Below are 16407 nucleotides of genomic sequence, written 5' to 3'. Positions count from 1 at the left end.
GCCAAGCGGCTGTTTTTTTATTCCTTTTCTTCTCTTTTCAAGAATTCGGGCAAAATCAGTATAAATACGCTGATGATAAAGCCGACAAGAAAACCAAAAATCGCTCGTTTTAATGGTTCGCCTATCGTGTTCTTAATCGTTACTTCCTCATTAATATCCGTATCTCGCATCTCGTCTAAATAAGTTTGTAGTTCTAATATAAAATCTTGCTTATCAACAGCTGACTCAGGAGCATCAGGTAATGACTCCAACTTTTCAATCTTTTCCTCAAACAAAGCTTTATTTTTTGCTTGAATTTCATCACTTTCGTTAATAAATGCTTCTGTTAATTCATTTAAAGATTTTTCAACCGTATCTTCATCATTTCCAACTAACGTCAACGTCAAAATTTTTCCTGGTTTTTCACCAATCGTCAACTGTTTTGAAAGTTCTTTTGCTGGCATTGAAAAGTCATATTTCTCATCAAGATCTTTTAAATATTTAGTGGTTGGTAAAAATTCTTTGACAGTCCTCGTTTCCGTGAAACGTGCGTGCTCAAAATTTCCGAGAGCGATCTCTGAATATGCAGTGTACGTTTCTGGTGTTCTTAGCTCTAAAATATAGGAAATTCCTGCCGTTAATATCGGGATTAACAATAAGATCCAAATAAATTTTTTAAACCGTTTGTAAATACTGTCCAGGTAACTTTTCATTTAAGCCTTACCTCCTGTAATGGTTGTACCACGATAAGCATTATGAGTTGCAATGTACACGATAAATCCTATTGCAAAAGCAAACAACATCCAATGATAGTTTAAGGTTAAGATTGAACTTGGACTTATGCTTGCAAGAGAAAATACGATGAGGCTTGTTGTAAGTGCTTCACTTATCATACTAATGTTGGTGTTCATCTTCTTCTTCGAAATTGTAAACAAGATGTACAATATACTTACATACATAGCGAGATAACCAGCGATTACGATTGCTCCATAATTGACCATAATTTCTGCCCACCAATTATGGACGTTTGAAAAGATATCGATTGGGTAGATCGCATGATTTTTTAAATAGTATTGTGCATTACCTGCACCTACTCCAAATCCATATGAGTTTTCAAAATACGCATAAACATTCTTTAAGATGTTCGTTCGTACATCGATGGAACCCCCATCATTCGTAACGAAAACTTCTGACTTAATCTTAATAAGCACCGCCATGACTTTCGAGTAGAATAACGTGCCGACCAAAAAGACACCAGCGATCAACGCTGAAAAGGCGACGGCTTTTAGTTTCTTCCCACTATAAAGGAGGAGCCAAACACCAAATCCAAGTAATATCGAAATATAATTTGCTCTTGAAGAGGTTACATAGATAATATAGATAGAAGCTAGCACCAGTGCCAGTCCCATCAACTTAATAAACCAGTTTCTGTGATATTTAATCATACTAACTACGAAGAAAATACTTATGGCAAGATAGCTTGCGTAATCATTTTCATTACCAAACACAGCTGTTGGTACGCTTTGCATATATTCTGCAAGGTCATTGATTCTTGAAACACTCAAATGCTGTTGAGTAAGGTGATTCCAGAAACCTAACATTACTAAAAGTATTAACATCCCGATCCACAAATAGAAGAAAGTTACATAATGCTTCAATTTAGTGAAGAAGAACGTGATGATAAATACAAGTGATATACCAAGACTTAAATAGAAAACATTCTTGATTCCTAGCGTTAAGGATTTCGCCCAAATCAATGAAGTAAATGCTGATACGATCCAGAAAATCAAGAATAGAAATATGGTTTTATATGGTATTTGACGCCATTCCATTATATCTTTTTTCTTATATAAGTAAAGAAGAAACATGGGAACCACTACCAAGTAAAATGCTCTAAATGGAAACATGGATATAGGACCTAGCTTAAAGGTTATAGCAGGCCCTATAAACGAAGATGCTATTAATAAATATAGGAGTAGCTCATGTAACTTTAAATTTTCTCTTGCTATTTTTAAAATCTTTACTGATATGAGAAATGCTGGGATGCTTAATACAATTACAAGAGCACCCAAAGCTACTTTATTATTCAACCCTGTAAGCGCAGAGAATATAGAAATGCTAATCAAGATAGCAGCAATAAAGGCAAGTAATATTTGTTTATAGACATTCTTTAACAGATTGGTGATCATTCCCACGAAATTTCAACTCCTACAAAATTTTCACTCATTGTTTTTGTGCGTTACCTCCCTATCTCTCATTATTGCCATATTAAATTATTCCATTTAAACTATTGCTTTTCAATAACATTTTGTCGAAAATTACATTTAAAAGTATTCGTAAATTCGTTGCATCTTCTGATGTTTCTGTTATGATTATTTAAGATTGTATACTCATAAGTAGGTGAAGGAAAATGTTTACAATATCACAGCTGATTATTGGCTTCTTATTATCATTTGTTGTATCCATCCTCGCTACTCCACTCGTGAAAAAGTTTGCGATTAAAATTGGAGCTGTCGATCAACCTGACCACAGAAAAGTACACAAGGCAGTCATGCCAAGACTTGGTGGAGCAGCAATCGTAATAGGAAGTGGTGCTGGATTTCTTTATCTGTCTCCATATTCGTCATATATGCCTTATATTCTAGTAGGCGCAGCTATTATTCTAGTAATAGGTTTTTTAGATGATAAATATACATTGTCTGCAGGAATTAAGATGATTGCTCAACTTCTAGCAGCGATCATCGTTGTTCAATCCGGATTAAAAATAGACTTTATCGCACTACCTTTCGACGGAATACTAGACTTAGGTCCTTTTGGATACGTGGTCACGGTTCTATGGATCGTAGGTATAACGAATGCGATTAACCTGATCGACGGATTAGATGGACTTGCAGGAGGAATCTCAACTATTGCATTTTCCTCAATGCTAGTAATGGCTATTTTTAATGGTAATCTTCTAGTAATCTCTTTAACTCTTATATTGATAGGAAGCACGTTAGGATTTCTCGTCTTTAATTTCCACCCTGCTAAAATATTCATGGGTGATACTGGAGCACTTTTCCTTGGATACGCCATTTCGATCGTATCGTTGATGGGCTTCTTTAAGAGTGTAACGCTATTTAGCTTCATCATCCCTGTTATTATTCTTGCAGTACCGATTTTTGATACGTTCTTCGCAATCCTTAGACGTATCATCACAAAGAAGAAGATATCGGATCCAGATAAATCTCATCTTCATCACTGTCTGCTCTCTATGGGGTATAGTCATAGATCAACCGTTTTAATCATCTATGGGCTTGGAGGATTCTTCGGGATATCAGCTGTCCTCTTCTCTAACGCAACACTTTGGGGCTCTTTTATCATCCTAGGGCTGATTCTAATCTCCATCCAGTTAACAGCAGAAATCGTCGGCTTGATTGGAGACAAGCGAAAGAAACCCCTCATCAATACAACAAAGAAAATCCTTTCATACAGTACCGCTATTAGAAAATAAACAAAAGCACAGGAGATTAATCCTGTGCTTTTTAGTTTGCCATTAGCTCAAGCAGAACTATGCGACCGATTGTTATTCTAATGAAATAATCGGTTTGTTTTAGTCTCAATTTGAAATAAACCACTAAATATCGATGATTGGAGCGGAAGGGTGGTCGACTCCTGCGGGCTGAGCGGGACAGGTGTGACCCCACAGGCGCGCTTCAGAGCGCCGAGGAGGCACACCGCCCGCCCCGCGGAAAGCGAGCATCCTGGAGCGGAAATACCACTTTATTAATGTGAGAAAGCTCTTATGATCATTTTACTTAATCTTATTTAAAAGCTGTTTTGTTTTAAACACAGAATCATACGATTTCAACGTTGTTAAATAATCGATATGAACAACGAGATTGCTTTTTAATTCCTTATATTTAGTAATATCTTGAAAATGTTCGCTGATAAAATCCATATATACATCAGGTCTAACCTCTATGTATAACTCAGCATATTTCCCACCATCAAGTAAAGCACCGTTGAATTCGTTCATAATCGGCAAGAATTTAAATGTCGTATTCTGAGACTTATAGTAAGTTAACAGAGATCGCTTTTTATCCATATGTGGCGTAATATCTAGTACACAATTAGAGTATAGAGGAGAAATAGGACTTTGAACTTCATAAATCATCAAAGTCGTGTCCTCAAAGACTTCAGGGTGCTCCTCATATAACTCAAAGAGTTTGATACTTACTGCATAGTGGTCGATATGGGTATCGATCAATACCGGAAGAAAGACACGATCTGGTTTGATCGTAGTGAACAAGTCATAGAGTGGCTTTGAGAGATCTTCATGTACAAGATTTGTATCCTCAGCATCTAGAAAGTGAATATGTTCTTCCGGGACCCCGATTGATCTTGCGACATCGATTGCCTCCCCTTTTCTTTCTGCAATGATATCTTCAACATTATCCTTTGACCCTTTGTTCCGACCGTCTGTTAAAAAGGCAATATGAACTTCTTTTCCTTCTTCTAAACCTTGAAGTATTGCACCACCGCACCCAATAATCTCATCATCAACATGTGGAGCTAATACCAACATACGCTCTCCTGAGAACGAATCCACTAGATGATTACGTTCTTTAATGATTGATTCATTTTCTTTGATCCACTGATTAAGAGACCGTCTAACCTTAAACCCATAAACATACTGAGCAATGGGTCGAATTGATTTTTTAATTGAACTCATTTTTTTCACCCCAATTTATGCCGTGTCCGCATCTCCCCAAGCTATATACCATTTAGAGGCATCCGTAACTTCTTCGGCTGATTCGTTTAAATACTTAATTGAAAACCAGATGGAAGATGATTTTTTTATAAAATGATTTTTCTTAAGTGAAGTAGAAAGCTTTAAATCTTCCACTTCCCATATTTTAAGAACATCAAGTCCTAACACACCTTTACAGTAAGATACTAAGTTGTCCAACATCTCTTTCTTAATATGGTCATCCTTACTAATAAACTCTGTAACAATTCCAGTTTTTCTTGTACCATTTTCATCGATCCTGATTACGCCTAGCCCTTGAATGGCATCTTCTCTAGAGAAAACCACTTTTACATAACGACTCTCTGGTTTTTCTGTGTACTTCCATTGTAGAAACTCTTCACTTCTGTTCTGATGAACTGATTGTGAAAGAGCATCCTTAATAAATGCAAAATGGCTCTCATCAAACTTGTTTACTTCGTTTAACTTAAACGTAAACTTCGAGCTTCTCAAAGACGTTAGACGATCTAGTGCTCGAAGGGGAAGCTTTAAATACTTCTTAGAACCTGCAAGCGACTGATAACGAAGGACCTTTGCGTAAATAGAGATAGGAGCGACCCTCTTCCACCCAAGTTTTTCTAAGGGGGGTAAAGAATTATGATTTGGAAACGTGATGATCATGCTGATATCTTTCTTCTTCAACGCATCGATGGCATGTAAATTGAGCTGTTTGTATATACCTTGTCCTTGAAAATCTGGATGAACCATCGAATCAACCGACTGCGCAGCTTGATAGACCTGATCTCCTATCGATACTTTTGTAATCAATACGACTCTCGATCCAACCAGGTCTCCGCTTTCCGTTACAGCACAAAAAATGATAGCGTTCATATCGCCACTCTGGAATTTCCATTTAAAATGCTCTGCACTCATCTCTTTAGAAAAGACCGCTCTGTATAATTTCTTATACTTATCGAAATCCGCTGGTTCATACTCTCGATAAACAATCGTTTCACTCATTATTTTGCAACCTTCTTTCTAACTTTACCTAATTTCTCTATGATGACGTTTTTCTCATTTTTTACCGTCCCGAACGCTAACAATATCAACGCGTACACAATCATTCCAATGATGATCTGGACGATGATTTCAAGAATAACATTTCCAAACGGAAAGCGTCCGACTCCATAAACACATGCTCCCATAGACAAGGCAGCGATAATGGTTTGTACGTGTGCTTTACTGAATGAGATTTTGATGGTCGTAAGGTTAACGGTTTTATAATAACTCAGTAAGAAATAGACTACGTAAGCAATCAATGTAGCGTACGCCGCCCCAATGTATCCGTACATCGGAATAAGTACAAAGTTTAATCCAATGTTCACAAGCGCAGCAATAACCGAGATGTTTGCTATCTCTTTACTTCTTTTGATGATCTCCAGACTTTTATTGAAGTATTGTCTTATCCCGAGGAATAGGAAGCCGAATGTAACGATCGGCATGATGATATAACCCTGCTGGAAATCATTCTTTATGAATAGGCTGGCTAAATTATCCGAAACTGCTGCTAATCCGACAGCACATGGAATCAGGACGAGAAGGAAATATTTAAAGATCTTATTCAGTACGCCATTCAGTTCGGTCTCTGTATTATTTTCACTTAAGCGGAACAAGATCGGCTCAGCTGTTGTCATAAAAATCGTAATAAGCGGCATCATAATTTGTTGAGCGAACGAGTAATTGATCGAATAAATCCCAACTTCATCGCTATTTCGCAAAAACTCGATCATATAGCGGTCTGATAGCGTTAGTAACCAGTGCACACCTAGGATGAGGATAAATGGAAGTCCGTACTTCACATATGGTTTTATATATTCGAAATCGATATCACTTCTTTTAATAAGACGCAGACCTTTTCTATCTTTCAGAATAACAACCGCAATATAGATGATATCTGAAATAATCGTAGATAAAATAAGTGCATTGATGGGTGACTGAATAACATCCAACAAATAGAGAAAGAGTAAGAAGCGTGAGAAAACCGTAACTGACGTTAAAATTGTGGCAAACCTTGCCTTTCGTTTTGCCCTTAAATAAGAAAACATAAAGGAATGGATGTTAGCTGAAAACAAAAGGACAATGCTGATCAACGCATACTTTTCTGGAATAATCTTTTCTGTTATTCCCAATACAGCACCCACATAGATTAGGATGGATAAAACTGAGGCTGTAAGTAATGCCATCAAGAATGAAATGGAAATCAACTGATCCTCTCTTTGCTCTTTTTCACTCGTGCTATAAAAACGAATAAAAGCAACGTTGATCCAGTTCACTGATATAATACCTAATAATCCTACTGTTGAATTGATAAGGCTATACTGTCCATACTCTTCTGTCGTAAAACGCTCAGTAAATATAGGAACAAGCATAAACCCTACAATCATTGGAACAATGTAAGTAATCGCATAATAAAACAGATCTGAACCGAATGATTTATTGCTCATCTAAAGCCTCTCCTACTTAGTAATTTCAACATCTGTCCATAAAAAACATCCGGGGAGATGCTAATCCCCAGATGATTGAGAAGTGTGATTTAAATGTTGTTGAAGTGCAGCTGAAATTTCATTCACACTATCTTCATACGGTTGAAAATAGTACACGCCATTAATCCTGGCATCTTCACCGTTGAATTTCTTCGTTTCAATTGCGTTACTCGACATATCACTAAATTGACGTTGAAGGGAGAATAGCTCACCCGCACGTAGGTTTGTTGAGATATTTTCGCCAAGGTGTCCAGCAATCTCATCGATCTTGAATAGACCTTTTGCAGTAAATACTTTACTGACCGCTGCTTGAATAACTTGTTTCTGACGATCAGATCTACCGAAGTCACTATCGAAGCGTCTCATTCGAACGTAGGCGAGTGCTTCCTCACCATCTAATTCCATTGAACCTTCTTCAAAATAGATCTTCTTACCATGTTCTTCATCGCTATATTCCCAGAAGTCAAACGGTACATCAACTTCCACTCCGTTAAGATCATCGATCACACTTTTGAAGCCTTCGAAGTTAGCTTTCACATAGTAGTCGACTGGTACATCCAAGAAATTCTCAACAGTTTCAATCGTCATATCAGGTCCGCCGAAAGCATGCGCGTGATTGATCTTATCCTGCTTTCCTCTACCAGCGATTTCAACTCTGGTATCTCGAGGGATACTGACCATCTTAGCCGTTTTCTCTTTAGGATCAATCGTTAATAAAATAAGTGTATCTGTTCTACCGTTCTCTCCTCCGGTCGAATAATCCTCAACACCCATCATTAATATTGAAAAAGGGTCTTCCCCTATACTTATTGCATCTTTTCTTAACTCTGATTGATCGCCTCGCTCTAATTCATTGTAGGTTTGTTTGGATGCCTGCCACCCTTGAAATGCAAGGTATCCTGCATAGCCTCCTACTCCAACCACAACGATTAAAACGAAAAGAAATACTTTTCTTAGCAGTGAGCGTTTCTTCCTTCGCCTAATTCTAGACTTATTATTACTCAAAACTTAGCGCCTCATTTCTTATCCTAGCCTTCGTTAGTTACTATTATAACTAAACTCTAACCATAAGAATAACATTATTTGTGATAAAACCAACCAATATCAAGAATAATCACATATTTGTAATTCGGTTTCGGCTATATAGTTATATCATTCGTACTTCTGAGTAATTTATTGCTTGTTGAATTACATTTCTGCTCTGTTAATTATTGCATGTTACCAATACAATTGAATGGCCTTTCCCCACTGAGGAAAGGCCATTTCGTTCGTTATTTATTGATTTCTTAATAGTTGGCTTTCAGGTACTTTACGTAGTGCCTTAGCAGGCGACCCAACCACGATCGTTTCCGCTTCTACATCTTTTGTAACAACGCTGCCGGCTGCAACTGTTCCGTCCTCATGGATGACTTTACCTGGTAAAATTGTGGAGTTAGCACCGATTCTACCTCCATCTTTTACAGTTACACCTTTAAAATGATCATACCGTTCAGCTGACCGAGCAAGATAGTTATCATTTGTTGTGACAACATAAGGAGCTACGAAAACAAAATCTCCGAGCTCAGAATAGGCAGTGATGTAACAGTTCGTTTCAAGCTTACACTTTTGACCAACTTTACAATCGTTTTCTACAGCAACGCCGCGACCAACGATCGTTTTCTCGCCAATCGTCACTCTCTCTCTAATGGTAGCAAGATCAGCAACAAAAACGTCTTCGCCAAGCTCTGCATTCGCATAAATGATCGATGAAGTTCCAATTGTTGTTCCAGATCCAATAATGGTTGGAGGCAACTTCTTCACATCTGGCAGAATAGAGTTTTTCGCTCTAGCTGGCTGCTTACCGATAACAGCATTATCTTGAACCATTACGCCGTCACCGATTTGAACGCCCTCATAGATAATAACATTATGGCCGACAACGACATTCTCGCCGAATGTTACGTTATCACCGATAACCACATTTTCACCAATTTTTACAGGTTTCATTTTAACACCCTTTGCTTCTTGTTATTAAACGCCGTAGAATTCTTCGATCTTTTCAACAACATATTCCTGTTGTTCACGAGTCAGTTCAGGGAACATCGGTAATGAGATCACTTCATCACATGCTTTCTCTGTAATAGGAAGATCACCTTCATTATAACCCAAGTCAGAGAACACTGGCTGAAGATGCAAAGCCTTAGGGTAATAGACCATCGATGCTACTCCATGCTCTTTCAAGAAGCTCTGTAGCTCGTCTCGTTTAGAGACACGAATCGTATACTGATGGAAGATGTGATAGTTGTGTTCTTCAACGAAAGGTGTAACAACATGGTCACCAAGCTTTTTCTGTAACAATTCCGTGTATACAGAAGCATTTTCTCTTCTTTGCTTACTCCAGTCATTCAAATGAGCGAACTTTACATTTAAAATAGCTGCTTGTAGTTCATCTAGACGGCTATTGTAGCCTAGGACATGGTGGTAGTACTTTGGCTTACTTCCGTGAACACGGATGACGCGCATTTTTTCTGCAATTTCATCATCACTTGTAATGATCATACCAGCATCGCCATAAGCACCAAGGTTCTTAGTTGGGAAGAAGCTGTATGTTGCAGTCGTTCCAAGTTCTCCAACCTTCTTACCTTTGTATTCTGAACCGATTGCCTGAGCAGCATCTTCCACAATCGCCAGATTATGCTCGTCAGCAATTTCTTTCAGTGCATCCATATCAGCCATTTGGCCATATAAATGAACAGGAATGATCGCTTTTGTTTTATCTGTTACAGCTTCTTTAACTTTCTTAGGATCGATGTTGTATGTTTTCTCATCAATATCAACAAAAACTGGCTTAGCTCCGATGCGAGCAATCGCTCCAGCCGTTGCAAAGAATGTGAAAGCAGGGCAGATGACCTCGTCTCCTTGCTCAACGCCACATCCAAGTAATGAAATGTGCAGTGCGTCACTTCCATTTGCTACACCTACACCGTGAGTCGCATTACTGAACTCTGCTACATCACTTTCAAGCTTCTTCACATTTTTACCTAGAATAAATTGCGCACTAGACATCACTTCTTCAAGTGCAGGCATGATGTCTCCTTTTAAGTTTTGAAACTGTTCTGTTAAGTCCAGCATAGGTACTTTCATAATGTAGACAACCTCTCTTTTTAAATGATTATTTTACTATTTTTTCGTATAACGCTACGAGACGTTCACTTTCTTTATCCCAGTTATAGTATTGCTCTACAGCTCTACGACCGTTTTCTCCCATTTCTTTTGCTTTCTCTGGGTTCTCTTTCAACCAGATCATTGCATTAGAAACATCATCAATATTTAATGGGTCCACACATATTCCGCAATTGTTTGTTTCCACAATCTCTTTCCATAATGGAAAATTAGAAGCGATAACTGGAATTCCTGCAGACATATACTCAAACATTTTGATTGGAAGCGAAACGATAAATCGTGGTTCAGGGTGCAGAAGAACAAGTCCTGCGTCCGCTTCAGCTAGCGTATTTTTAACAGCAGCTCGATCCAAATATCCTCTAAAGTCAACATGCTTCCAGCCACTCATCGTCTTCACATCATCATGTAAAGATGGCGGAGCAAACGATCCTCCAAGAATAAATTCAGCAGGTGTGGTTTCATTCACCTTTTCAACCGATCGAATCATTTCTTTGATTCCTCTAAGTAAATAGATTCCCCCAAGGTAAACGACTGAAAATGCGTCTTTCACTGGTTTATCCACCACTACATCCTTCATTAATTCGTTTAGTAAAGGATAATTGTGAATGGTGATGCTATTTTTATTGTATTTTTTAAACCGTTCATTGATATGAGGGGTTGCAGTGACGATCGCATCAAAACGCTTTGACGCGAAACGCTCAACCTTTTCAGAACCAAATGAGATACCTTTTCGCAGTTTTCCAGGGATCCATTGCTTCGACATGATCTGCTGAGGCAAATCCTCATGTACGTCATAAATTACGGCTTTCCCTCGTTTTTTCAACTTTAGACCGATCGGCATCAGTTCAGGGTCATGAAAATGATAGACGTCAGCGTCTACTTCAATGGCTTTTTGAAAGACGGCCGCTGTGGTTTTTCGCATACGATTCAGAGGCTTTTCCTCTTTTGCTTCGACCCCAACGATTTGAACGCCATGCTCCATTCTCGTTTCAGCATTCGGAACGATATACGTAACCGAGTGACCTGCTTTCGCAAGGGATTGGCATTCCTTTATTAAAATTCTTGTATCCATCGATTGATGGACAGAAGTCAGGTGACAAATATTCATTTCATCACTTCACAATCTTTTCCGTGTTTTTCGTTACGTTTTGATATATCTGTTGTAGTTGTTGATTTACAGCCGTTTCACTAAATCGCTCTTTGCACTCTGATCGAATGCTGTCAGGATGGTATTCTTCATACTGCTTCTCCATATTGCTCATAGCAGTTCCTAAAGCATCACTGTCATCAACTGGAACGAGCACTCCGGTTTTATCTGACACAATGGCTTCTGGGCCGCCACACTTTGTTGCAATCAATGGCTTTCCTGCAGCCATCGCTTCAACTAGCACAACACCGAACGTTTCATAACGACTAGCTAAAACAAATACGTGGGCTTCTTCAAGTGCACTTTTCACTTGCTCTTTATCTAGTGCCCCAAGGAACTCAATCTGATTTGAGAGACCTTTTTCTTTAACGAGGGCTTCGAGCTCTCCTCTAACAGGGCCATCCCCACCAATTTTCAGCTCAGCAGCTGTATCTTTAAACTTCTTTTCAAATGCATCGATCAAAACATCCATACCTTTGTTTCGATTTAAATTTGCTACTGAAATAAATCGAAATGGTTCGTTTTGCGCCTTGTCTGGCACTTGGAAAAAAGAAGGATCTACTGCATTTGGAATCAGGGGAATAGGCTTTGTTGTGTATTCTGCTAGCTCATTCCTCAGTCTTGGACCAACAGCAATTATTTCATTTGCCTGGTCAAGCGCATCTTTTACAAGCCTTTTTTGATAAGGCTTTAATAGTCCTCTTCCAAAAACCGAAGAATGCTCTGTGATGACAAGTGGTATATTTTCTTCTTTACTAATCTTCGCCGCCGCATACCCTGCCCAAAGGCAGCTATGAGCATGAATTACGGTTGGCTTCCCTTGCTCAGAGACAAGCTTATTATATAATTTCTTTAAACGATTATAAAAGATACCTTCTGTCGTATAGGGAAGATTTGCGAAGTAATTGTATCCCTTCATTCGATAGGTAACGATTCCGTTTTCTTCATTTACGGTCAATCCCGATTTATCCTTTTGCTTTCCAAATGTTTTGATACTCCATATTTCTGGATAAGCCACTGTAATCTCAAGGTCATCACCGTGAAGGGATTCAGCTTGTCTCTTATAGAATATACCTCGATAAGGAATCAATTCTTCAGGGTAACCAGAAGGCACAACTAATACGCGCGTCAATAATGACAACTCCTTAATCTGAGACTTCTACTAGCAGGTCTTGTACGATTTTTTCCCAGGAATACTCATTCACAACAAAATTACGTCCGTTAAGCGACAGCTCTTCGTATTGTTCCGGTGTCAGGTCTGCACAATACCTGATCTTCTCAGAAATATCTTGAGAATTCTCAGGTTCTGCAACGATTCCGCAGTGATTGCTTTCAAGTAAGTTCACACTTTCACCTGCACCGCAGTAAAGGATTGGAACTCCAGAAGCTAGTGCCGGGAATATCTTCGACGGGCGCGCCCCCTTGAAAAGTTCAAGATCTTTAAGAGATACAATACTATAATCAGTGATCGAAAACACTTTTGGCATTTCACTTACAGGAACTGAATCGTGAAAAACAACGTTATCTAAATTCAACTCTTCTTTTAACTGAACAAGGTTGTCTTTTTCAGGGCCGTCACCAATAAATAAAAATCGCAGATCATCTCGATCCTTCACTTGCGAAATAGCCCTAAGAACGGATTCTAGACCTTGTGCATAGCCCATTCGACCAGCAAACGTATAGACTGTTTTCCCTTCAAAACCAAGTTTTTCGATCCACCCTTTGTCTTTCGGTTCACGATTGAACGTTTTGATGTTCACTCCGTTCGGAAGTAAGAAAACGTTCTGTTCTTTAATTCCTTTGTCCTTTAAATACTGTGCGATGCCTTCCGTGGCAGCTGCAAGCTTCCATGACTTACGATAGAGCCAGTCTTCCAGCTTTTGTGCTAAAGAGATAAAGTTCTTGTTTTTAACGATTCCAAGCTCTACTGCAGACTCAGGCCAGATATCAGCGATGTTAAACACAAACTTTGCTCTTTTCATTTTTGAAGCGAGATAACCTGTAATACCCAGGAATAATGGTGGAGAGTTACAGATGATCACATCAGTTGGTTTAGCTTTCAAGATGGAATAAAATGCACTGAACGTAAATGAAAAATATGAAGTCAGACGTCTCCAGAAGCTCCCCTTTGGACTTGGATAGATCCAGCTACGATGAACCGTCAATCCATCATACGAATCTTTTTGATAAAATTTCCCTTTATACTCATCAGGAATAATGCCATGAGGGTGGTGAGGGAAAGCAGTAACGATTTCCACCTGGTGTCCTCTACGCTGTAGTTCTTTACCTACTTCATATAAGCGAATTTGAGGCGCACCGACCTCCGGAGGAAAATGCTGACTCAATAACATGACTTTCATAAATGAACTCCTCTACTTTACTCGAAAGTTGCTACGATTTTTGATGAAGCATCTCCGTCACCAAATATCGATTTATATTCAGGATTAACATCCTTTTTAACAGCACTCAGTATCTTTTCTTTGTCAGTTCCTACAAGGATATTTGCGTCACTCTCAAGTGTTTCTACCCATTCTGTTTGCTCACGCATCGTTACACAAGGAACCTTCATAAAGTAAGCTTCTTTCTGTACCCCGCCTGAATCCGTCAAAATCTTGAGCGCATGACTTTCAAGCGTAAGCATATCGAGGTAGCCGACAGGCTCGATCACATACAGATTTGGAATCTCTTCAAGATTTAATCCTAGTCGTTCGATGACATGACGAGTTCTAGGATGGATCGGCCATACTTTTGGTTCTGGTATTTCTTTAAAAGCATTAAGAATTTCTTCAATATTTTCTTTCACATCCGTATTTTCAGCGCGATGCACGGTAATCAAGTAATATTCTTTTGAAGTTAAATCATGCTCTTTCAGAACGTTAGACTTATCTTCAGCTAGCTTCCGATTATACTCGACTGCATCATACATGACATCCCCAATGTTATAGACACCATCGGTGATAGATTCGTTCGTTAGGTTCTGAACAGCAGTATCGGTAGGACAGAATAAATAGTCGGATACATGATCCGTCATGATGCGGTTGATTTCTTCTGGCATCTTCTTATTAAAACTACGTAGGCCAGCTTCAACATGCACGACTGGAATATGTAGCTTCGCTGCACTTAGTGAACCTGCAAGTGTTGAGTTTGTATCACCATACACCAACACATAGTCAGGCTTCTCTTTCAATAGTATCTCTTCGATTTGAGTCAACATTTCCCCAGTTTGTTTACCATGGGAAGATGAACCGATACCTAGATTGTAATCTGGCTTTGGAATGTGGAGTTCATCAAAAAAGATATCAGACATGTTCTTGTCATAATGTTGACCAGTATGGATAATAAGCTCTTCGTGACGCTTTCTTAGCTCTCTAGAAACCGGAGCAGCTTTAATAAATTGAGGACGAGCTCCAAGTACAGTTATAAATTTCACGTGATCACCTCAAGTCAAGTATTAGAATGCATACAAACAATGGCAAGCACGCTCACGAAGAGCATGCAAGCCATTTTTGTAGTTTACAGTTTATAGTATTTAGCTGGTTTTTCGACGTTTTTGAATGCGTTACGTGTATCAAAGATAACAGGACTTCTCTCTGCGATCATTTGATAGTCAAAGTCAGAATGGTCAGTCGCTAATAAGACTAGGTCCGCATTCTCGACTAACTCTTCCGTTAGAGCAACCGTTTCATTCACTTTTTCTGCTACTTTAAATGATTCAACGTGTGGATCTGCTACGATCCAGTCTGCTCCAGCTTCTTCTAGTTGTTCAAGGATAGGTAGAACTGGAGATTCACGAACATCCTCAATATCCTTCTTGTATGCAACACCTAGAACAACGACACGTGCACCGTTCAGAGCTTTTTTATCTTTGTTCAAAATCTGCATGCAGCGATCGATAACGAAATCAGGCATGCTCGTATTGATCTCACCTGCGATTTCGATCAGGCGTGTATGATAGTCATACTCTCTAGCTTTCCATGTAAGGTAGAATGGGTCGATCGGAATACAGTGACCGCCAAGACCTGGTCCAGGGTAGAACGGCATGAATCCGTATGGCTTCGTAGCTGCAGCATCGATCACTTCCCAAACGTCGATGTTCATCTTGTTACATAGAATCGCCATTTCATTTGCAAGTGCGATATTGATGTTTCGGAAGGTGTTTTCTAGAATCTTCTCCATCTCAGCGACAGCAGGACTTGACACTTCATGTACATCGCCTTCTAACACATTACGGTACATCGCTGAAGCGACTGTTGTACAAGATGGTGTAATACCACCGACAACTTTTGGAGTGTTCTTTGTATTATATATTTTGTTACCTGGGTCAACTCGTTCAGGAGAATATGCGATGAAGAGGTCTTCCCCACATACTTTACCTGTCGCTTCAAGGATTGGTTTTAAGATCTCTTGTGTTGTACCTGGGTAAGTTGTACTTTCAAGCACGATAAGCATACCATCATGTAGATACTTCGCAATTTCTTTTGCAGAGCTTTCAACATAAGAAGTGTCAGGCTGCTTGTACACATCAAGTGGAGTCGGAACACAGATCGCTACAGCATCAACGTCCGTAATCCTTGAATAATCTGTCGTTGCAACTAATTGCTTCTTTTCAACGTACTCTGCAAGCTCTTCTTCGACGACATCTCCAATATAATTGATACCGTCATTAACGAGGCCAACTCGCTTTTCCTGAACATCAAAACCAATAACATTGTAACCAGCTTTTGCTTTTTCAACAGCTAGTGGTAGGCCAACGTAACCTAATCCGACTACACCGATTGTAGCTGTTTTGTTTTCAATCTTTGCTAAAAGTTCCTTTGCATTCGTGTTCAATTGAATATCAACCATGA

The 16407-nt window shown here is 39.1% G+C and carries 14 protein-coding genes; 1 reads left to right on the top strand and 13 read right to left on the bottom strand.

Translation table 11 applies throughout. The features are described 5' to 3' along the window. Positions 1–17: 17 nt before the first annotated feature. The gene (locus ACXAEY_RS03290; protein ID WP_474810488.1) at positions 18–692 is read right to left on the bottom strand and encodes a hypothetical protein; all 675 of its coding nucleotides are present in this window, start codon (positions 690–692) and stop codon (positions 18–20) included. Continuing rightward, positions 693–2168 carry an O-antigen ligase family protein gene (locus ACXAEY_RS03285; RefSeq protein WP_474814716.1) on the bottom strand — a complete coding sequence of 492 codons (1476 nt, stop codon included), beginning with the start codon at positions 2166–2168 and terminating at the stop codon, positions 693–695. It lies immediately after the preceding gene. Positions 2169–2389: 221 nt separating this feature from the next. Between ACXAEY_RS03285 and ACXAEY_RS03280 the strand changes: the two genes are divergently transcribed. Next, on the top strand, positions 2390–3472 hold the full coding sequence (locus ACXAEY_RS03280) for a glycosyltransferase family 4 protein (protein ID WP_474810486.1): 1083 nt from the start codon (positions 2390–2392) through the stop codon (positions 3470–3472). 300 nt (positions 3473–3772) lie between these two features. Here the strand turns inward: ACXAEY_RS03280 and ACXAEY_RS03275 are convergent, their stop codons facing one another. From ACXAEY_RS03275 to ACXAEY_RS03225, 11 genes are all read right to left on the bottom strand, one after another. Beyond that, on the bottom strand, positions 3773–4693 hold the full coding sequence (locus ACXAEY_RS03275) for a PIG-L deacetylase family protein (RefSeq protein WP_474810484.1): 921 nt from the start codon (positions 4691–4693) through the stop codon (positions 3773–3775). A gap of 15 nt (positions 4694–4708) precedes the next feature. After that, a complete protein-coding gene (locus tag ACXAEY_RS03270; protein ID WP_474810482.1) occupies positions 4709–5728 on the bottom strand; it encodes a GNAT family N-acetyltransferase in 1020 nt (339 codons plus the stop codon). After that, complete coding sequence (locus ACXAEY_RS03265) at positions 5728–7212, bottom strand: lipopolysaccharide biosynthesis protein (RefSeq protein ID WP_474810480.1); 1485 nt, start codon at positions 7210–7212, stop codon at positions 5728–5730. Before ACXAEY_RS03265 ends, ACXAEY_RS03270 begins: the two co-directional genes overlap by 1 nt. A 60-nt stretch (positions 7213–7272) precedes the next feature. Further along, positions 7273–8256 (bottom strand): LCP family protein, encoded by a 984-nt coding sequence (locus tag ACXAEY_RS03260; RefSeq protein ID WP_474810478.1) that lies wholly within the window; start codon positions 8254–8256, stop codon positions 7273–7275. Between the two features lie 270 nt (positions 8257–8526). Then, positions 8527–9237: a DapH/DapD/GlmU-related protein gene (locus ACXAEY_RS03255; RefSeq protein ID WP_474810476.1), complete on the bottom strand. Its 711-nt coding sequence runs from the start codon at positions 9235–9237 to the stop codon at positions 8527–8529. A 24-nt stretch (positions 9238–9261) separates the two neighbouring features. After that, complete coding sequence (locus ACXAEY_RS03250; protein ID WP_474810474.1) at positions 9262–10374, bottom strand: DegT/DnrJ/EryC1/StrS family aminotransferase; 1113 nt, start codon at positions 10372–10374, stop codon at positions 9262–9264. 28 nt (positions 10375–10402) lie between these two features. Then, positions 10403–11521, bottom strand: coding sequence for a glycosyltransferase family 4 protein (locus ACXAEY_RS03245; RefSeq protein ID WP_474810472.1), 1119 nt, complete (start codon positions 11519–11521; stop codon positions 10403–10405). Between the two features lie 4 nt (positions 11522–11525). Beyond that, a complete protein-coding gene (locus ACXAEY_RS03240) occupies positions 11526–12692 on the bottom strand; it encodes a glycosyltransferase (protein ID WP_474810470.1) in 1167 nt (388 codons plus the stop codon). Between the two features lie 13 nt (positions 12693–12705). After that, a complete protein-coding gene (locus ACXAEY_RS03235) occupies positions 12706–13920 on the bottom strand; it encodes a glycosyltransferase family 4 protein (protein WP_474810468.1) in 1215 nt (404 codons plus the stop codon). 17 nt (positions 13921–13937) lie between these two features. Further along, entirely contained in the window at positions 13938–14990 is a 1053-nt protein-coding gene (wecB, locus tag ACXAEY_RS03230; protein WP_474810466.1) for a non-hydrolyzing UDP-N-acetylglucosamine 2-epimerase, read from the bottom strand. Positions 14991–15073: 83 nt separating this feature from the next. Continuing rightward, positions 15074–16405, bottom strand: coding sequence for a nucleotide sugar dehydrogenase (locus tag ACXAEY_RS03225; RefSeq protein WP_474810464.1), 1332 nt, complete (start codon positions 16403–16405; stop codon positions 15074–15076). Positions 16406–16407 lie beyond the last annotated feature (2 nt).

This window comes from Anaerobacillus sp. ABA4_114 (assembly GCF_056159065.1).
Note: the sequence above shows the minus strand (reverse complement) of the source record. Positions and strands in the feature narration are given on the sequence as shown.